At 48.9% G+C, this 18940-nt stretch carries 14 protein-coding genes and 4 tRNA genes; 6 read left to right on the top strand and 12 right to left on the bottom strand.

Translation table 11 applies throughout. The features are described from left to right. Nucleotides 1-55 precede the first annotated feature (55 nt). From ACZ5R2_RS14525 to queF, 3 genes are all read right to left on the bottom strand, one after another. Nucleotides 56-1621 carry a sensor domain-containing diguanylate cyclase gene (locus tag ACZ5R2_RS14525; RefSeq protein ID WP_464900048.1) on the bottom strand — a complete coding sequence of 522 codons (1566 nt, stop codon included), beginning with the start codon at nt 1619-1621 and terminating at the stop codon, nt 56-58. Nucleotides 1622-1728: 107 nt separating this feature from the next. Next, nucleotides 1729-3990 carry a tetratricopeptide repeat protein gene (locus ACZ5R2_RS14520; protein ID WP_464900047.1) on the bottom strand — a complete coding sequence of 754 codons (2262 nt, stop codon included), beginning with the start codon at nt 3988-3990 and terminating at the stop codon, nt 1729-1731. An 18-nt stretch (nt 3991-4008) separates the two neighbouring features. Beyond that, on the bottom strand, nt 4009-4854 hold the full coding sequence (gene queF, locus ACZ5R2_RS14515; RefSeq protein WP_464900046.1) for an NADPH-dependent 7-cyano-7-deazaguanine reductase QueF: 846 nt from the start codon (nt 4852-4854) through the stop codon (nt 4009-4011). Nucleotides 4855-4980: 126 nt separating this feature from the next. Between queF and syd the strand changes: the two genes are divergently transcribed. Beyond that, nucleotides 4981-5526 carry a SecY-interacting protein gene (gene syd / locus ACZ5R2_RS14510; protein WP_464900045.1) on the top strand — a complete coding sequence of 182 codons (546 nt, stop codon included), beginning with the start codon at nt 4981-4983 and terminating at the stop codon, nt 5524-5526. Nucleotides 5527-5529: 3 nt separating this feature from the next. Beyond that, nucleotides 5530-6306: a Zn-ribbon-containing protein gene (locus ACZ5R2_RS14505; RefSeq protein WP_464900044.1), complete on the top strand. Its 777-nt coding sequence runs from the start codon at nt 5530-5532 to the stop codon at nt 6304-6306. A gap of 245 nt (nt 6307-6551) precedes the next feature. On the opposite strand, the gene metQ is transcribed toward ACZ5R2_RS14505, so the two are convergent. From metQ to metN, 3 genes are read right to left on the bottom strand one after another with little or no spacing between them, the layout of a single operon-like run. Further along, complete coding sequence (metQ, locus tag ACZ5R2_RS14500) at nt 6552-7355, bottom strand: methionine ABC transporter substrate-binding lipoprotein MetQ (RefSeq protein WP_464900043.1); 804 nt, start codon at nt 7353-7355, stop codon at nt 6552-6554. Nucleotides 7356-7384: 29 nt separating this feature from the next. Further along, nucleotides 7385-8062 carry a methionine ABC transporter permease gene (locus ACZ5R2_RS14495; protein WP_464900042.1) on the bottom strand — a complete coding sequence of 226 codons (678 nt, stop codon included), beginning with the start codon at nt 8060-8062 and terminating at the stop codon, nt 7385-7387. Beyond that, the gene (metN, locus tag ACZ5R2_RS14490; protein WP_464900041.1) at nt 8052-9086 is read right to left on the bottom strand and encodes a methionine ABC transporter ATP-binding protein MetN; all 1035 of its coding nucleotides are present in this window, start codon (nt 9084-9086) and stop codon (nt 8052-8054) included. Before metN ends, ACZ5R2_RS14495 begins: the two co-directional genes overlap by 11 nt. Before the next feature lie 220 nt (nt 9087-9306). Here metN and gmhB point away from each other — a divergent pair, with 220 nt between their 5' ends. Beyond that, nucleotides 9307-9858: a D-glycero-beta-D-manno-heptose 1,7-bisphosphate 7-phosphatase gene (gmhB, locus tag ACZ5R2_RS14485; RefSeq protein WP_464900040.1), complete on the top strand. Its 552-nt coding sequence runs from the start codon at nt 9307-9309 to the stop codon at nt 9856-9858. A gap of 133 nt (nt 9859-9991) precedes the next feature. Here the strand turns inward: gmhB and ACZ5R2_RS14480 are convergent. The 4 genes from ACZ5R2_RS14480 to ACZ5R2_RS14465 form a co-directional block, all read right to left on the bottom strand. Then, nucleotides 9992-10076, bottom strand: a tRNA-Tyr gene (locus ACZ5R2_RS14480). Between the two features lie 92 nt (nt 10077-10168). Beyond that, nucleotides 10169-10253 (bottom strand) — tRNA-Tyr (locus ACZ5R2_RS14475). A gap of 92 nt (nt 10254-10345) precedes the next feature. Next, nucleotides 10346-10430, bottom strand: a tRNA-Tyr gene (locus ACZ5R2_RS14470). A 93-nt stretch (nt 10431-10523) separates the two neighbouring features. After that, nucleotides 10524-10608: transfer RNA gene (locus tag ACZ5R2_RS14465), tRNA-Tyr, on the bottom strand. A 351-nt stretch (nt 10609-10959) separates the two neighbouring features. Between ACZ5R2_RS14465 and ACZ5R2_RS14460 the strand changes: the two genes are divergently transcribed. Both ACZ5R2_RS14460 and vexH read left to right on the top strand, forming a co-directional pair. Beyond that, a complete protein-coding gene (locus ACZ5R2_RS14460; protein ID WP_464900039.1) occupies nt 10960-12027 on the top strand; it encodes an efflux RND transporter periplasmic adaptor subunit in 1068 nt (355 codons plus the stop codon). 2 nt (nt 12028-12029) lie between these two features. Next, nucleotides 12030-15140 (top strand): vibriobactin export RND transporter permease subunit VexH, encoded by a 3111-nt coding sequence (gene vexH, locus ACZ5R2_RS14455; protein WP_464900038.1) that lies wholly within the window; start codon nt 12030-12032, stop codon nt 15138-15140. Between the two features lie 310 nt (nt 15141-15450). Here vexH and ACZ5R2_RS14450 read toward each other — a convergent pair whose 3' ends face one another. Further along, nucleotides 15451-16362: a DMT family transporter gene (locus tag ACZ5R2_RS14450; RefSeq protein WP_464900037.1), complete on the bottom strand. Its 912-nt coding sequence runs from the start codon at nt 16360-16362 to the stop codon at nt 15451-15453. A gap of 90 nt (nt 16363-16452) precedes the next feature. Here ACZ5R2_RS14450 and ACZ5R2_RS14445 point away from each other — a divergent pair, with 90 nt between their 5' ends. After that, entirely contained in the window at nt 16453-17889 is a 1437-nt protein-coding gene (locus ACZ5R2_RS14445; RefSeq protein ID WP_464900036.1) for an aminotransferase-like domain-containing protein, read from the top strand. Nucleotides 17890-18002: 113 nt separating this feature from the next. Here ACZ5R2_RS14445 and ACZ5R2_RS14440 read toward each other — a convergent pair whose 3' ends face one another. After that, nucleotides 18003-18662, bottom strand: coding sequence for a M15 family metallopeptidase (locus ACZ5R2_RS14440; RefSeq protein ID WP_464900035.1), 660 nt, complete (start codon nt 18660-18662; stop codon nt 18003-18005). Between the last annotated feature and the right edge of the window lie 278 nt (nt 18663-18940).

Raw genomic sequence — 18940 nt, 5'->3', positions numbered from 1 at the left:
GTGACTGAATAAATTTCGCTTGAAATGTGAGCTTAGCTCACTTTTGCCCTAAGCATTAACACCAGGTGATCTGTTGCTCGCCGTTCTTTTTCGCTTTATTGAGCGTCAGTTGAGTGCGCTCCATCACCAATGAAGGTGAATCTGGATCTTTGAACTCAGTACCTGCCACAGACAAACTGATCGATATCTGCTGCTGTTTGAACTTAAACGGCAGCTTAGCGACGGCTGACTGGATGCGCTTGACTAACTCGCGACAGTCATTATCAACGCGATTGGGCAGCAGCAGGGCAAACTCTTCTCCACCAAAGCGGGCTAGGGTATCGGTATCTTCTAGCTCGGCGCTAATGGTGCGGGCAATGATCTTGAGTGCCTTATCTCCGGCGGCGTACCCAAAGCGCTCATTGATGGTCTTAAACTTGTCGATATCGATCAAAACCAGGTGCAGCGGTGCTTGGTCACGAACCCAGCGGCGGTACTCGAGCTCAAGGCGATCCCAAAGCGCGCTGCGGTTATACACCTTAGTGAGGGGGTCAAGTAACAGGCGTCTAGCTTGATCTTCTAGGCGGCGCTGCTGACCAAGCGTGTGTTGGTAAAGCGTTTCCAACTGCCCCTTACTGTAGGTCATTTGCTCGAGCAGGATCTGCTCACGCTGCTCCGCTAGGGTCAGTCGCTCCGAGAGTGAGCTCAACTGCGAAACCAAGCTTGTCATATCAGTCTTTAGCTGCCCAAGATTATCTGCCTGGTCGATATATTGCTGAGATTTATCCGTCAGGCGGTTGATCTCTCGCCCCATCTCTTTGCGCTGCTCGAGATAGTTGGTATGAGTATCGATACTGTGGGTGCTGCGCTTGAGTGACGAGGCTAGCGCCGCATTGACGCGTTCTAGAAATTTTTCTGAGGTATCCCGTTCGCGGTGAGTACCCTCAATAACCAGCTTAAGCACCTGAAGAGTCAGCTCAAGCAATCCTTCTGCTGTCGTGCCAATCAATAGCTGGGCGCGAATGTCGTAGAGTTGCTCACCCGATTGTCCTTCAAAGTCCAGCTCTGTGATCAGGTGCTGGAGCTGAGTCGATAAGGTACTAAGCAGCTCGTTATCTTGTACCTCGGCAGCTTTACTATCAGGACCGTTTGAACTCCCAGCTAAGGCGCGAATAGCTCTTTGGTAAAGAATGAGTATCGATGTTGTTAGCTCAAGTGTGGTGTGATTGGGCTGAGTTATTTGATCGAGCAAGCTGCGTAGGTCTCGCTTGAGCTTGAGCGGCAAGTCTGGGTTATGCAGCAATACCTCGCTGCAACGTTGGAAGTCCTGACTACTATGCTGGCGGTGTTTTTGCGTATTGGTGATGTGTTGTTGAAGCTGACGCTCGACCACTGCAAGCTGCGGTACGAGCTTGCTGATGTCTTGACGTTGCTCCATCGCATGGCGTAAGTCATCGAGTCGCCCACGCAGCGACTCAGAGTCGGTAGGGCAAGCTTGGATCAGAGAAGAGACGATACGTCGCAGGATCATCAATTCTCGATCACTTTTAAAGCCTTTTTCCCGCTGGGTTAGCAACGACTGCTCCAACTGAAGCTTTAGTTTATGAACCTCAGATTGGGTGTTTTTGTCCAAAACTTCCATGTATAAACAACTATTTGCTCAGGGCCTAGTAGCCTAATTTATTGATTTATCGATAATAGCATGTCTATGTCATCAGTCACGATCAGATTGGCGCTTTGTGGGCTAAATCATTGGTTATTGAGTGTTTTCTTGAGGCCATCCTCATTCTGACAAGAGGAATGCACCTTGATCAGGCCTTGATTGATCGCGGTCAAACACGCCTTACGCACATTGCCACGCCCCATGCTGGCCGCTGGCGCATTCTCAATTGCCTTAAAATACACCCATTGACTCGATTGCTCTTGAATACTGATATTCCGCGCCAAGCTGGCCGACATCAGCAAAATATCGAGTAACTCTTTGTCATCCACCGCCGTGTAGGCTCGTGGCAAGAAAGGATAGTCGGCAATCCCCATCCGCACGGTTCGATTGAGGTCTAGATTAGGCTCGAAGTCATCTATCCACGACTGAACCTTATCAAACAGATCCTCGGGTGATTGCTCGGGATGCTCCTTGGGCTCTATATAGAGTAGGTTTGCGTCTGAGTAGTGATAGATGCGCGCTGGGCTTTTTACCTTGGTACTCAGGTAGGCACCAAATGCTTGCTCGAGTTTGAGGCCGGCCTCGTAGCCATGTTGTAGGTATAGGTTGCGCAGTAGCGGAACATCAATTAGTACGAAGTGGAGACGATCACTGAGTGGCTCATGGATAAGCTCTCCAACGTGCCATTCAGTCAGGCCTTTGTGGCTGGGTGGCAAGCGCTTGTTGAGCATGCGCAGGTTGCCAAGGCCCGAGCGAGTATGGCGAAACAACTCACGATTGAGCACACTGAGTTGTTGCTTCTGGCGTTGCAGTACGACGCCGCGACGCGAGAACCAGATCAGAATCAACATCAAGGTGATCATCAGGCCAATGGTGACTCGGCGGTAAGTGATCAGATCCAGTTGGGTATCCTGCAGCTCTTCTTGTTGTCCCTCCAGATGCAGTGTCTTCTCGACAAACTCCTTTTGCTGGCGAAATGCCTCTTCATTGATGAGGTTAAGCGACTCTTGGAGAATGGCATTAATGCGGTTGTAGCGCTTGAGATGCAGTAAGGCATAGTCATAGCTCATCAGGCGCTCATAACCCATGTGCAGTAGCATGTGAGCATTGGCTTCCAACTCGAGATTATCATGTTGCTCACCGATATCGAGTGCCTGCTCAGCATAAGTAATGACTGCGTTGTTGTCATTTTGGTGGTAGGCCAAGCTAGCATTGAGCAGTAAAGCTCGTCCCTGCATATCTGGCAAGTCGGTATATTTGAGCAGCTCCTGGGCACGATGGAGATATTGCTCACTTAGGGAATAGTTGTATAAGTGCAGATACGCTTCAGAGAGGGCAAGACGGATCTCGATGACGTTCCCAACATTGCTGCCGTTGCGCTCTTGGTCGAGGACATTGAAATAGTGGACCAAGGCGAGGTTATAGCGGCCTTGTTGGTAGTAGACATCACCCATCATTTTAAGCAGTTTAATTAACTGGGGTGAGGCCTGGTAATTATCGTAGAAGTCAGCCGCTTGAGAGAGATGATTCAGCGCCTTGTCCAAGACCTTGCGCTCGTAGAATAGCTCAGCTAAGTGATTGTTGACGATGGCTAGTTGGGCGCTAGAGTTCTCTTCGATGGCTTTCCAGTAGGCCATTAACAGTGAAGACAGCGAGCGGTTGTACAGCCGGTGCTCGAGATAATGCTGGCCAACCGTGGTATGGAACTCGATAAACATGCGCGGGTTATTCGAGCGATCGACAAAGGGTTTGATCGCATCATACAGGGCCTGTGCTTTCTCAAGGTTGTTTTCAGCTGAGGCGAGTTCAGCCTCGAACATGGTCAGGCGATAATTGATGCCCTTGGCAAACTGCTCAGAGTTACGAATAACCTGATAATCTTTACGCAGCTTATCCAAAGAGGCGGATGCTTTGAGCGCATCACCATCTTTAAGCCAAATTAAGTGGGTCAGCAACACGCGAGTATCGATGTTCAGCAGGGGTAGATTGTGAGCCTCGGTCAGTGCGATCGCCTCTTCGAGCCTGAGGTTGGCATCGGCGTAATTGGCGAGATTAAACTCGGCTTTGGCAAGGATCTTGAGCGCCTCGACCGAGCTAGTCGGCGAGCGAGTATCTGCATTACCATCGCGATTGGTCATATTGGTGTTGGTCTCGACCTTGAGGCGACGATTAGCCAGATAGTTGGAGGTGATCTCTTTCGACTGCTGGGGAATGATGTCCACCAATCCCTCGGCCTCTCGGAGTAAAGGGGTAGAGTAGATCTCTGCGGCGACAGGGTATGCCGTGATGGCGACAAAAAGCGCCATCAGGCCCAACAGTGAGCGAATAGAATGCCCGATACCGACCATGGTTTATTATCCTAAAGACTACTGGCGCGCCATACGCGCGTTACTATTTGGTTGCTGGTGTACGTTCGAGCGATATGGGTTGATATCAAGGCCGCCACGACGAGTGTAGCGCGCGTAAACCGTCAATTCAGTCGGGGCGCAGTAGCGCATGATATCAGTAAAGATGCGCTCGACACACTGCTCATGGAACTCATTGTGCTCACGGAACGAGACGATGTAACGCAACAGTGCTTCACGGTCAATTTGCTTGCCTGTGTACTGGATTTCAACGCTGCCCCAGTCTGGCTGATTGGTGATCAGGCAGTTAGATTTGAGTAGGTGGCTGTGCAGATTCTCACTCACCTCGGCCTCACCTGTTGCACCTTCGAGCAGAGTAGGGTCGAAATCATAGCTTGAAATACGGATCGGTTGTTCGTCGATACACTCGCCGGCCATTGTGACGATCGGGTTGTTGGTAAAGGCCGTCACTGGCAAAACCTCGACCTGAACCGCTCCCCCTGCACAGGCAGACAAGTCTTGGCGTAGTTGGTCGACCACCGCATCCCAAGAGGAAAAGCGGGTCTGGTTGTAACTGTTGAGATAAAGCTTAAACGACTTTGACTCAATCAGGTTAGGGCTGGTGGCCGGGATAGCCACATTGCCAACGGCAACTTGTGGCAGACCATTGTCGTTAAGCCAGGAAAGTTCGTAAAGTGTCCAAATGTCACAGCCTTGGAAAGGGAGAGTCTCACCAAGTTCCAAATCATCACGGTTTAGGCTGCGCGGAACTGGCTGTAATAGGCTAGGGTCATACTGGTTAGCGTATTCGGTCTTTTGTCCAAGGGTGAGACCGGCCAGTTCTTTCGCGTCGGAATATTTACTCATACTTTACGTCAAATTCAATTAGAATAGCTGGATTTTACGAGATACCACCGTCGCTGTCATCTTATGATCGAGATTGGGTATCGAATGTAACACTATTATCTCACAGCACAATGATTCGGAGTCGCAATGGCACAGACGGTTTTGCAGGCTTTACAAGCCCTCAATCAGCGCTATCAACAAGCGTATCAACACAAGAATAACTCACTGCCCGTCAATGAGGAGTTGATGGAATTGGTCTCGCCGTGTGTGGTAGACAAACGCAGTGATGGCGTGGTGTGGCAAGCCGTCACTCGTGACCAGCAAGCGGATTTTAGCAATGTTGAGCACGCCATTGAGCTAACGTTGGACGAGGACATCAAGGCTTTTTATGGCAGCCAGTATAGCGCGGATATGGAGATGACCTTTGAGGGCAACCCATTGACTCTGCTTCAAGTTTGGAGTGACGAGGACTTTACCCGCTTGCAGGAGAACATCTTGGGCCATCTCGTGATGCAGCGCCGTTTAAAACTCAAGCCGACCCTGTTTATCGCTGCGACCGATGATGAGATGAAGATCATCTCGATTTGCAATCTTAGTGGTGAGGTGATCCTTGAGCGTATTGGCACCGATAAGCGCACCACATTGGCAGCAAACGTGGTTGACTTTCTATCCCAACTAGAGCCAAAGGTGTAAGCCGTGTACGTCGTTGAATTACAATTTGAGTGTTTTGATAATACCACTATCAGTGCGGTCGATAAGGCGATTAACGGATTGATGGATGCGTTTCGCTACAACGGCCAGGTGCTAGGGCGAGAGTTTCCTATCACCATGGGGGACGGTGAGTTCTATGTGCGCGTGGTGTGCCCTGAGCAAGAGAGTTTGCACCCGAGTAACCACTCAGACTTTGTCAAAGTGTGCCTGCAGCGCCTCTCCGATGCCTGCTTGCTGACGCCGAAAATGCGTCTGTTGGGACGTGATTTAAACTCAGAACAAAGTGCAGAGCACACAACGCCAAGCTGGCAGGTGCTTTATACCACCTATGTCCACACCTGCTCGCCATTGCGCAGCGGTGAAGACCTGATGCCAATTCCCCTCTATCGCAATCCGCCGACGCTTAATGGTGACCATAAAGCGGTAATCAAGTGGCAGACAGAGTGGCAGGCGTGTGATGAGATCCAAATGGCGGGTGGTTGCCGCGCGGAACACGCTGCGCTGCATGAGATCTGTGACGCCGACAGTGTGCTCTTTCGTCGCGGCTGGGACTTGCGTGGCCGCATCGAATACATCACCAAAGTACCTACCTACTACTACCAATACCGTGTCGGCGGCAAGTCACTGGCCGAAGAAAAAGCCCGCAAGTGCCCCAAATGCGGCGGCGAATGGCTACTCGATGAGCCACTACACGACATCTTCCACTTCAAGTGCGACGACTGCCGGATAGTCTCGAATCTTTCTTGGGACCATTTCAAGTAAGAGGCGGGATCGCTTCGCTGCGAGAGGCGAGAAGCGAGTAGTATTGTGCTCGTGATTGTGATTGTGATTGAGCTTGTCATACTTGTCGATAAATACAAAAGAGCCAATGGCGAATGCCATTGGCTCTTTTATTTTTCATTGCAGTTTTAGACTCGGGATGAAGTTACGCTTTTCGGGGCTGTATCGAGTACCACCCCCTCGCTTCTCGCAGCAACGCGATCTCGTCTCTCGCCTCTGAAAAGGGTTTACCACCCTTTTACAGCACCACCTTGGAAGATTTCCGATGCCGCTTGGTATACTTCTTCGGTCTGGTAAGCCTTAACGAAGTTCTGTACGTTCTCTGCGTCTACATTTTCTTCACGAGCAACGATTAGATTGACGTATGGTGACTCTTTACCTTCAACGAACACACCATCGCGCTCAGGGGTTAGGTCAATTGAGCTTGCGTAAGTGGTGTTGATGATTGATAGGGTCACGTCGTCAAGCGAACGTGGCAGCTGGGCTGCGTCTAGTTCAACGATAGTTAGGTTTTTCGGGTTAGCCTTGATGTCACGCACAGTTGCCAGTAGACCAACGCCTTCAGTCAGTTCAAGCAGGCCTTGTTGCTCAAGCAGTAGCAGAGAGCGACCTAGGTTAGTTGGGTCGTTGGGTACCGCGATACGTGCGCCATCTGCAATTTCTTCAACTGATTCAACTTGCTTTGAGTAGCCTGCAATTGGGTAAACGAACGAGTTACCGGCAACCGTCAGCTTGTAACCACGGTCAGCCACTTGCTGGTCTAGGTATGGTTTGTGCTGGAATGCGTTAAGATCAATTGAACCATCATCTAGCGCAGCGTTTGGTGTCACGTAGTCAGTAAAAGTAACCAATTGTACGTCCAGGTCGTAGTTTTCCTTTGCAATCTTTGCTGCAACTTCAGCTACTTGCGCTTCAGCACCAGCCATAACACCTACTTTGATTGTGTTGCTGTCGGCTTCTTTGTCACCACAGCCTGATAGTACTAGCGCAGAAGCTGCGATGGTTAGAAGGCCTTTTAGATTAAGTTTCATGACTCTCTCCTTGTAAGTGTTGTTAGAATTTAGCGGTGATCGACACGACGAACAATCGCATCACCAATAGATTGAATAATTTGCACCAGCACGATCAGCATAACCACAGTCACGGCCATGATCACCACATCGTAACGATGAAAACCGTAACGAATCGCAACGTCTCCCAAGCCGCCGCCGCCCACGGTGCCTGCCATGGCAGAGTAGCTCACTAGGGTAACCAGCGTGATGGTCACTGAGTTGACGATGGTTGGTAGTGCTTCTGGTAGCAATACCTTAGTAATAATTTGCGTCGGTGTGGCGCCCATCGATTGGGCTGCCTCAACCAGACCACTTGGTACTTCAAGCAGCGCCCCCTCTATCAAACGCGCGACGAATGGGATGGCACCTATGGTCAGTGGGACAATCGCTGCTGTGGTACCGATAAAGGTGCCAACCAGTAGCTTTGTTACTGGAATGATGGCCACCATCAGTACCAAAAAGGGCACTGAGCGACCGATGTTAACAATTGCGCCCAGGACCGCATTGAGTTTGGTGTTCTCAAGCAAGCCACCCTTTTTGCTGGTGTGAAGAATAACCCCCAGCGGAATACCGATAGCAAAGCCTACGATGCCTGCAACGCCGACCATGTAGATGGTTTCCCAGGTCGCTCCCAGTAGGAGGTCGCCATTGAGGCTCAGCCAGTCAGTGATACTCTTAAAGGACATAACCTAACACCTCAACTTTTACTTTGTGTTCTCTCAGATAGTCAATGGCCGCATTATCGTTAGCCTCGTTACCAAATAGCTCAGCGACCATCATGCCGAATTTAACGCCGCCAGCGTAGTCAAGATCCGAGCTAAGGATGCTGACATCGATATTGAATTTACGCGCAATCTGGCTCATGACAGGCGCATCCACGGTTTCTCCAGTGAACTCTAGACGCACGAGTGGGTAGCTGCCATTGACACGTGTCGCTTGTAGGCGTTGCTGGTAGTCTTCAGGAATTGATAGATCGAGCGTTGAGCGAATAAATTCATGCGCTAATTCGGTCTTCGGGTGGGCAAAAATGTCACCGACGCTGCCTTTCTCAACCAGCTCACCGCCCCCGATGATCGCGACCTCGTGACAGATGCTCTTAACCACATCCATCTCGTGCGTGATCAAAAGCATAGTGATGTTCAGCTTGCGGTTGATCTCTTTAAGTAGCTCAAGAATCGATTGGGTGGTTGCAGGGTCAAGCGCGCTGGTGGCTTCGTCACACAACAGTACCTTAGGATCACTGGCAAGCGCTCGGGCAATCGCGACACGCTGCTTTTGACCACCACTGAGGTTTGCCGGGTAAGATTCATGCTTATCGGCCAAACCCACCAAAGCCAATAGTTCAGTGACTTTTTGTTTGATCTGCTCGCTACTCTTGCCTGCCAACTCTAGTGGCAGGGCCACGTTGTCGAATACGGTGCGTGATGACAGCAGGTTAAAGTGCTGGAAGATCATGCCAATATTGCGGCGAGTTTCACTTAGTTGCTTTTTAGACAGGGTGGTCAGGTCAACGCCATCGACAATGATGGAGCCGCTAGTCGGCGCCTCAAGCATGTTGACGCAACGAATCAAGGTACTTTTCCCTGCACCCGATGAGCCAATCACCCCAAAGATGGTTCCTTGAGGAATATGAAGATTGATGTCTTTGAGGGCATTGATTTGCTTCGCCCCTTGGTAGAACACCTTATTTACTTGATTAATTTCTATCATCGATAAACCTGTAAACTTGCCCCGGCGACAGTGAAAAACACTGGTTGTTAGCGCCTTGAGTAGCTGATGCTATGAGTTTCACTGATCTAAGTCAATAGATATTTTTACGTCTAGACGTCTAAATGGTTAACCGTCCATGTTTTAAACAAAAATGCGGGTGCTCTCTATTTCAAAGCGTGCGATAATTGAGGCAATTCACCAATATATAGAGAGCCCTGTTTTGGCAAAACCTGCTGTATTTCTCGATCGCGATGGCGTGATCAATGTAGACCACGGATATGTGCACGATGAGCACGAATTTGAGTATATTGATGGGGTTTTTAAGGCCGCTAAGCAACTCAAGCAAATGGGCTATATGTTGGTATTGGTCACCAACCAATCAGGGATCGCGCGCGGCAAGTTCTCAGAGGATCGCTTCCTTTCACTGACTCAGTGGATGGATTGGAACTTTGTTGATAACGGGGTGGAGTTTGACGGTATCTATTATTGTCCTCACCATCCAGAACATGGTCAAGGTGACTATCTGCAAGACTGTGAGTGTCGCAAGCCAAAGCCAGGGATGTTTAATTCTGCCAAAGATTTTCTTAACATCGATATGGCCAACTCAGTAATGGTCGGTGATAAAGCTGAAGATATGATGGCAGCAGGCGCGGCGGGTGTAGGCACTAAGATCTTAGTTCGTACAGGCAAGCCAATCACCGAACAGGGTGAGGCCCTAGCGGACAGCGTATTGGATAGCATTGCGGATGTTCCTGCTTATTTGAAAAATTAGCTTTGGGAGGCGAGAGGAAAAGCTTTCCCTCGAGCGCAGCGTTCTCGCAGTGAAACGATCTCGATTCTCGCCTCTGTTTGCGCTTCGCGCAAACAAAAAAAGCCAACCCCGAAGAGTTGGCTTTTGCAGAAGATGGTGGGGGGGGACGGATTCGAACCATCGAAGGCAGTGCCGGCAGATTTACAGTCTGCTCCCTTTGGCCACTCGGGAACCCCCCCAGGGGTTTATGCTCTCACAAGCAAAACTTGAAATGTTTTCCCAACACGTTTTCCAAGTTGTTCTCACGCTTTTCACAGCTAGAGATTAAATATGGTGGGGGGGGACGGATTCGAACCATCGAAGGCAGTGCCGGCAGATTTACAGTCTGCTCCCTTTGGCCACTCGGGAACCCCCCCAGGGGTTTATGCTCTCACAAGCAAAACTTGAAATGTTTTCCCAACACGATTTCCAAGTTGTTCTCACGCTTTTCACAGCGAGAGATGAAATATGGTGGGGGGGGACGGATTCGAACCATCGAAGGCGGAGCCGGCAGATTTACAGTCTGCTCCCTTTGGCCACTCGGGAACCCCCCCAGGGGTTTTATGCTCTCACAAGCAAAACTTGAAATGTTTTCCCAACACGATTTCCAAGTTGTTCTCACGCTTTTTACAGCCAGAGAGTAAATATGGTGGGGGGGGACGGATTCGAACCATCGAAGGCAGTGCCGGCAGATTTACAGTCTGCTCCCTTTGGCCACTCGGGAACCCCCCCAGGGGTTTCTACTTTCTAACAACCTAGATGATTGCGAAGTAAACTCAGCAAGTTTTCCCAACGCTTTGCTTGAGTGCGGGGCGCATCATAGCAAACTCTTGCAGGCTGTAAACCCTTTTTTTAGCATTTTGAATTGAACGGTGCCTTTTTGCGCAAAGTGGCGTGGTTTTTGTCGAAAACATCGTGATTTGAGCGGGCAATCGCAGTTCTTGGGTGGAAGATCCATTGAGTGTAGTGCACGTAAATGCTTATATAAGCCAAATTTTTCTTAGATTTACATTCCTTGACGTAAAATGTCATCGAAAGCCGTTACACTATCGCGTGAAGCTCAATGTCCAAACTGGTATACCCATGAACAAAATCCTGTTATTAAGCTTAGCCTCTCTTAGTCTTCTTGTGTCTGTGCCAGCTGTACATGCCCGTGGTCCGGGTGGCGCGCCAGCAATCACAGTCGTGACAGAACAAGTTAATGCTCACGCGGTGTCACAATCTCTATCTCTGGTTGGCAAATTGCAGTCTGAGTACTCGGTGGATCTTGCCCCCGAGGTGCAAGGTCGTGTGGATGTCATCCATGTTCGTACCAATCAGGTGGTTAAAAAGAACCAATTACTTCTGACACTTAATGCCGATCGGGTACAAGCGACATTTGCAGAAGCACAGGCCTACCTTAAAGATGAGCAGCGCAAACTCGCAGAGTTTGAGCGTCTTGTGGCACGGAATGCGATTACCCAAACGGAGATAGACGCGCAAAGGGCCAGTGTATCCATTGCCCAAGCGCGATTGGACGTCGCTCAGGCAGGATTGAATGACCACTATCTGCGTGCTCCGTTCGCCGGAACAGTCGGTTTTATCGATTTTAGTCGCGGTCAGTTGGTTAACCCTGGTGATAGCTTATTGTCTCTTGATGACCTTTCGACTATGGAGCTCGATCTTCAGGTACCAGAACGCTACCTCGCTCAGGTTGCTCCTGGTCTGAAAGTGACCGCAACGACTGCCGCTTGGGGTAACACCACCTTTGAGGGTGAAGTGACTGCTATCGATTCACGCATCAACCAAGAAACTCTGAACCTGCGTGTGCGCATCCAGTTTGATAATCAGACAGGGCAATTAAAGCCGGGTATGTTGGTCTCCTCATTTATAGCCTTTCCCCCAATCGAAGCGCCAATCATTCCTGTCCAAGCACTGGAATACTCAGGCACTAAGCGATATGTCTACGTGATCAATGAAGACAACATTGCCTCTCGCCGAGAAGTTGTACTTGGTGCGCGAATCGAGAATGAGGTCGTGATTGAGGAAGGGTTAGAGATTGGTGAGCAGATCGTTGTTCAGGGTATCGTCAATATGCGTGATGGTGTCGCTGTGACGGTATTGGGTGAGCAAGCAAAGGTACAAGGCAAGCCACAAAAGGCAGGTGAATAGTTATGTTGTTGTCTGATGTATCAGTCAAACGCCCAGTTGCAGCCATCGTACTCAGCTTGCTGCTGTGTGTATTTGGCTTTGTGTCGTTTACCAAACTCGCCGTTCGCGAGATGCCTGACATTGAAAGCCCAGTTGTCTCAATCACAACCCGTTACTCGGGCGCATCGGCGACCATTATTGAGAGCCAGATCACCTCGGTGCTTGAAGATCAGTTATCGGGTATCAGTGGCATAGATGAGATATCGTCCACGACGCGAAATGGCATGTCGCGGATTATGATTACTTTTGACCTTGGTTATGACCTTAATACCGGAGTCAGTGATGTGCGTGATGCGGTTGCTCGTGCACAACGCTCACTACCTGATGAGGCAGACGACCCACTGGTATTTAAAAATAATGGCTCGGGTGAGGCATCGCTGTACATTAACCTCAGCTCTTCTGAAATGGATCGCACCCAGTTGACCGATTACATAGACCGAGTGCTCTTAGACCGCTTTAGTCTGATCTCAGGGGTCAGTTCTGTGAATGTGTCTGGTGGTCTGTATAAGGTGATGTACGTCAAGCTCAAGCCAGAGTTGATGGCTGGACGCGGCGTAACTACGTCGGACATTACCCAAGCATTGCGTTCAGAAAACCTAGAAAGCCCCGGTGGTGAGGTGCGCAATGATGCTATCACTATGTCTGTGCGTACCGCGCGTGCCTATAACACACCTGAGGATTTTGACTACCTGGTAGTCAAGCGTGCAAGCGATAATACCCCAATTTACTTACAAGATGTTGCCGATGTGTTTATCGGTGCGGAGAATGAGAACTCGACCTTTAAGAGTGATGGTGTGGTTAACGTCAGCATGGGTATCGTACCGCAATCAGATGCCAACCCACTGGATGTGGCTAAGTTGGTTCGCGAGCAGGTGGATAACATTCAACAGTTCCTGCCACAGGGTACCCGCCTTGCGATAGATTACGACTCAACTATCTTTATCGAGCGCTCGATCAGTGAGGTGTACAACACCTTGTTCATCACTGGTGGCCTGGTGATTTTGGTGCTCTACATCTTTATCGGTCAAGCACGTGCGACCTTGATCCCCGCAGTGACAGTGCCAGTATCCCTGATCTCATCTTTTATTGCCGCCTACTACTTTGGATTTTCTATCAACCTAATCACCCTGATGGCACTGATCCTATCAATTGGTTTGGTGGTCGATGATGCGATTGTGGTGGTGGAGAACATTTATCACCATATAGAACGAGGTGAAAAACCACTGCTGGCCGCCTTTAAAGGGGCACGCGAAGTGGGTTTTGCCGTTGTTGCGACCACACTGGTACTGGTGATGGTGTTCCTGCCAATCTCTTTCATGGAGGGTATGGTTGGTCTGCTGTTCACTGAGTTCTCTGTCTTGCTCTCAATGTCGGTGATTTTCTCGTCATTGATTGCACTGACCTTGACGCCGGTGTTGGGCAGTAAGATCTTACTGGCAAACGTCAAACCCAACCGCTTCAATCGTTTTGTTGATCGGGTATTTAAACGCTTTGAATCAGGCTACCGTTGGGCATTAAAACGTGCATTACGCTTCAAGTGGGCCGCGCCGGTGGTTATTCTGGCGTGTATTGGTGGCAGTTATGGCTTGATGCAGCAAGTCCCTGCTCAGTTAACTCCGTCTGAGGACCGAGGGGTGGTGTTTGCCTTTGTCCGCGGTGCGGATGCAACCAGTTATAACCGTATGTCGGCCAATATGGACTTGGTTGAGTCGCGCTTGATGCCGCTGCTTGGTCAAGGCTTTTTGCAGTCCTTTAGTATTCAGTCACCGGCCTTTGGGGGTAACGCGGGTGACCAGACCGGTTTTGTTATTATGATCCTCGATGACTGGGATGAGCGTAATATTACCGCTCAGCAGTCATTGGGAGAGATCCGCAAGGCACTGGCAGGGATCCCCGATGTGCGTGTGTTCCCATTTATGCCAGGTTTCCGTGGTGGTTCAAGCGAGCCGGTGCAGTTTGTATTAGGTGGCTCGGATTACAGTGAACTTAAAGAGTGGGCCGAGCTCCTCAAACAGCAGGCAGAAGACTCTCCGCTCATGGAAGGGGCTGAGATTGATTACTCAGAGAAAACCCCCGAGCTGCTGGTGAGTGTTGATCGCCAGCGAGCGGCGGAGCTCGGGATCAAGGTGTCTGATATCTCCAACACGCTTGAGATCATGCTTGGAGGTAAATCAGAGACGACCTATGTTGATCGTGGCGAGGAGTACGATGTTTATCTGCGTGGTGACGAGAACAGCTTTAATAATGCTTCTGACTTGTCACAGATCTATATGCGCTCTGCTACGGGTGAACTAGTGACGTTGGATGCGGTGACCTTTATCGAGGAGGTCGCCTCGTCGACTCGACTATCGCACTACAACAAGCAGAAGTCGGTAACAGTTAAGGCTAACCTATCTGATGGCGCAACCCTGGGCGCGGCTTTGGATTTCTTGGATCAGCGAGCGATAGAGCAGCTTCCCAGTGATATCAGTATCAGCTACTCTGGCGAGTCGAAAGACTTCAAAGAGAACCAATCGAGTGTGGCGTTTGTTTTTGCGTTGGCGCTTTTGGTTGCATATCTTGTCTTGGCAGCGCAGTTTGAGAGCTTCCTTAACCCACTTGTGGTGATGTTCACCGTACCTATGGGAGTCTTTGGCGGCTTCTTGGGTCTGTTTGTGATGAGCCAAGGGATGAATATCTATAGCCAGATTGGCATGATCATGCTTATTGGTATGGTGACCAAAAACGGTATCTTGATCGTCGAGTTCGCTAACCAGTTGCGTGATAAGGGCATCGAGTTTGAGCAGGCGATCATTGATGCGTCAGCGCGACGTCTGCGCCCTATTATGATGACGGCATTCACGACTCTCGCTGGCGCCATTCCACTGATTATTTCCACCGGTGCAGGCTATGAGAGCCGCGTGGCTGTTGGTACGGTGATCTTCTTTGGTATGGGCTTTGCGACCTTGGTTACCTTGTTTGTGATCCCAGCGATGTATCGTTTGATCTCAATCAATACCCGCTCGCCAGGTCATGTGGAAGCCGAGCTGAACATCGAGCTTGATCATGATGTTAAAGGGCGAAGCATGCACTAACCAATGTGCACTTTACAGGTTAAATTTGAAAGCGCCACTACGATGGGGTGGCGCCTTTATCTAACTGAGGTAAACACTCAAGGGACGTGTTTGCGGTGCGTCAAGAGGTGGAATGGGCACTCCCTCGGAAAACGATTCCGTTTTCTTACGCAAACAAAAACCTGATATAGACCAGATGTACACACCACTTCAACTGACGTGGGGGCTCTCCCCCAGGCAATGTGATTTCGAGTTTAAGGTGTTTGCTACATCAATTGGCTGTGTTGTCAGAAATACAGTTAATTTAAAAGGATTGTGTCTCAAACCTGATTCAAGCAACAGAGCCTTTTTGCTTGGCTATTTTTGACTTAAACGTTGGTAGATCAGGCTTTTTCACGACTAGGTACACTGCTGTCGCTGCAAACACAAGGCCGATGATGCCCATCCAGTCGAAGGCCTCATCAAAAGCTAACCAGGCTTGAAGGGCCGTGGTTGGGGGTACAAGGTAGAATACCGTGGCAATGCTTGATGCAGCACCATTTTTCACCATGTAAAGCAACAGTAGAATCGCTACACAAGACAACACCACTACCATCCAAAGCAAAGTAAAAACCAATTCTTTAGTCCATTGCACCTGCATCGTTTCAAACTGCACCGCGATTGGCAGGAAAACGGCTAACGCCGCCATATACTGTACAGTTGCACCGCTCACCATATCCACGTGTTGGCAGTATTTCTTTTGATACAGAGTGCCAATGGTGATGCCCAAAAGCGATGCAAAGCTCATGCAAATTGCTAAGTTCTTGTGCAAATCTGATTGCCATTCCATCTTACCCATCAATACGATAGTGATGCCGACAAAACCCAATATTAGGCCAAACCATTGAGATGGTTTGAACTCTTCAGATGCGAACAACACCAGTAGCACGGCAGTTAAAATGGGCTGTATCCCTACCAATAATGAACTTAAGCCTGCGGGCATCCCTAGATTGATGGCAAAGAATGTACCACCTAAGTAAAAGCCGTGAATCAAGATACCGACCACACAACTGTGCCAAAAGCTCTTGCCTGTGGGCATGGGGTGACGCAGGCAGATTACAATTACCAGAAACAGAAGCACATTAAACGCCATACGAATCGACAATAGGGTGGCAGGTTCCGCATATTGCAAACCAAATCGCGCCCCGACAAACCCAGAAGCCCAAAGGATAACGAATATAAAAGGAATGGCTCTGACTATCATAATTCTATCTCTCACTTGTTTTCTAATCTTGAATGTTGCTAATGTAGTAGGGTACAGATTTTTGATAAAGTGACAGTTGGAAGTATTTTAATGGGTACAGATTTCATCGAGACATTGGAAGTAAGTAAGTATCTGAGCGTAGAGAGGCATTTAAAGCAAACCATCAGCAACGGGGTGTATCAAACTGGTGACAAACTGCCCTCTATTCGTCAACTCAGTGATGAGCTCAAGGTGAGCAAGAACACGGTGATCCGTGCCTATCAGGAGCTAGAAGCTCAAAGCTTGGTCTACTCAGTGCCAAAGTCCGGCTATCGCGTGAAGCCGGGTGAGAATAGTCAAACCAAAGTAAACAATCCCACTCGCGTGGATTTGCTTTCGGTGTGTAAGCAAATCCTCACCTACCCAAAGTATCAGGAGTTGTTACCACTTGGCTCAGCACACCCAAATATTGATGCTCCAGCGATCAAGAGTTTGTATGCCGAGATAGGTCGCCATAGCCGCCAACAAAGTCATATCTCTAGCCACTACCAATTACCACCAGGCGATGAATTGTTGCTCAAACAACTCGCTAAGATCACGCAGGATTCAGGCACGCCGGCAAATGTGGATGATCTTTTGGTAACCCATGGAGCACAGCAAGCCATCAGTCTCGCCCTGCGTGCAACTACGCAAACCGGAGACATCGTTGCCGTTGAATCGCCATGCTACTTCGGCAATTTACTGTTACTGGAGTCCCTAGGTTTACAGGTTGTGGAGATCCCAAGTTGCCTGCGTGATGGTATAGATCCGGACGCACTAGAAAAAGCTATGGCAACGTGGGAGATCAAAGCAATCATCGTAACGCCGAATTTCAGTAATCCAACAGGCTCAATGATGCCGCTGGAAAGAAGAAAACGGCTACTCGCAGTTTCTGGAGATATTCCAATAATTGAAGATGACGTCTTTGGTGGGCTGTGTTTTGAAAAGCCACTACCGAGCTTACGCAAGCTGGATAAGAAGCAACGAGTGATCTATGTGAACTCCCTGTCCAAAACACTCGACTCACGCCTTCGAATTGGGTGGATGTTAGCCGGGCGTTACCGCAATCAAGTGGAACAATACTTATTGTGTGAAAACATGGGGAGCTTGAATTTGATACAATCGGCAGTGGCCACTTTCCTGACCTCAGGAAAATACCGCCTTCACACCGCACGCATGTGCCGAGCCTACCAATCTAACGTACAACGATTTTTGCAGATCCTACATCAATGTTTAGATACTCATTCAGAACTGAAAAATCAATATCAAATCAACACTGTACAGGGGTCATTTTTACTTTGGTTACGCTTGCCACCAAACACCGATAGCTATGCGCTCTACAAAGCCTGCAGCGAGCGCAAAATCAGTATCTTGCCCGGTTCGGTATTTGGCACTCAAAGGCAGTACCGAAATTGTATTCGCCTTAGTGTGGCAAACTTTAGAGCCGAAGAAAACTGGAGGCCGGCAATGAACACGCTAGCTCGCTTGATCGCAAAGCACGCGAAATGACAATATCTCGACACAATGAACGTTATAGGGAGTACACGAAACTCCCTCTCGCTAAGTTCGAATCAATTACTCTTTTCTTTGGAGCAAATTAGAATTTAACCACCCCAGTTAGGTTACCTGTGATCAATCGCAGAATAGAGGGAGTGTGATGTTCCTTTAACTGCTGCCCAATACTTGTCTCCATAAGACCAGTGCCACCATTCAAACGGGTAGTTGATAAAGCCAGCAGACCCCATACAAGAAAAAAGAATTCTCCGATTCTTTTTTACATTATCCGTTAGGTCTTCGAAAAAGGAGTAACATTTACCATCGGATTTGGCTGCATCTTCATCGTATTTACAGCCAAGGTCTACCTCAACACCTTGTTTGTCTATTAACGATACGTCAACCGCTCCACCCGTTGGATGACCCGCTACATTTGGTGGTGCTATATACTCCGAAGCAAGTTTATGGATTTGTGTTGGTGAAAGGTGTTCAAATTCTTCTGAACAGAACAGTTGAATTACCCGCCGATTATAAATAAAAGATTGGAATGCTCTGGGTCTATGCGCCTCTTTTACTAACAAACATAATCCTTCTGGAAGAAGAAGCGATGCTTGCTTCAACTTATCCACGACACTTTTACGCGCGATAAACTCATTCGCATATCCAAGGTCAACATCATAGTCTAAAACCAGCTTGCTCTCTTTTAGATCGATGGAAACCATTGGCTCATGGTTTTCGATGACAGCCATATTTTGAACGCTGGGGTGTAACAAGCCGATATAATTCAATGCTTGTATCCTGTCGGCAAAAAAAAAGACATTAGTGCATTTGCCAGCGATATGCAACGAAAGACAAATTATAAATAGACACCCATGATTTCAAAAATTATAAATAGACACCCATGATTCCATGGTAATTGAATGACAGGAAGTGGTGCTCTATCACTGCAGGCTGTCAATAGATATGAGAGTTGGAGCCTAAACTAAGGGAAAGAAAAAGGCCTACCAACCCCGTGATAGGTGATGACTTGAATTGAAGTTGAGGTTTTTGTGAATGATGCGCTATC

The organism is Vibrio sabulosilitoris, assembly GCF_055391395.1.
The sequence above is the reverse complement of the archived record's forward strand: the minus strand, read 5'-3'. Positions and strand labels throughout refer to the sequence as shown.

Excerpts from the sequence above, each read along its gene's own strand:
- ACZ5R2_RS14525 (WP_464900048.1), bottom strand. The coding sequence starts at position 1,621 with ATGGAAGTTTTGGACAAAAACACCCAATCTGAGGTTCATAAACTAAAG.
- ACZ5R2_RS14520 (WP_464900047.1), bottom strand. The coding sequence starts at position 3,990 with ATGGTCGGTATCGGGCATTCTATTCGCTCACTGTTGGGCCTGATGGCG.
- queF (WP_464900046.1), bottom strand. The coding sequence starts at position 4,854 with ATGAGTAAATATTCCGACGCGAAAGAACTGGCCGGTCTCACCCTTGGA.
- syd (WP_464900045.1), top strand. The coding sequence starts at position 4,981 with ATGGCACAGACGGTTTTGCAGGCTTTACAAGCCCTCAATCAGCGCTAT.
- metQ (WP_464900043.1), bottom strand. The coding sequence starts at position 7,355 with ATGAAACTTAATCTAAAAGGCCTTCTAACCATCGCAGCTTCTGCGCTA.
- ACZ5R2_RS14495 (WP_464900042.1), bottom strand. The coding sequence starts at position 8,062 with ATGTCCTTTAAGAGTATCACTGACTGGCTGAGCCTCAATGGCGACCTC.
- metN (WP_464900041.1), bottom strand. The coding sequence starts at position 9,086 with ATGATAGAAATTAATCAAGTAAATAAGGTGTTCTACCAAGGGGCGAAG.
- ACZ5R2_RS14460 (WP_464900039.1), top strand. The coding sequence starts at position 10,960 with ATGAACAAAATCCTGTTATTAAGCTTAGCCTCTCTTAGTCTTCTTGTG.
- vexH (WP_464900038.1), top strand. The coding sequence starts at position 12,030 with ATGTTGTTGTCTGATGTATCAGTCAAACGCCCAGTTGCAGCCATCGTA.
- ACZ5R2_RS14450 (WP_464900037.1), bottom strand. The coding sequence starts at position 16,362 with ATGATAGTCAGAGCCATTCCTTTTATATTCGTTATCCTTTGGGCTTCT.
- ACZ5R2_RS14445 (WP_464900036.1), top strand. The coding sequence starts at position 16,453 with ATGGGTACAGATTTCATCGAGACATTGGAAGTAAGTAAGTATCTGAGC.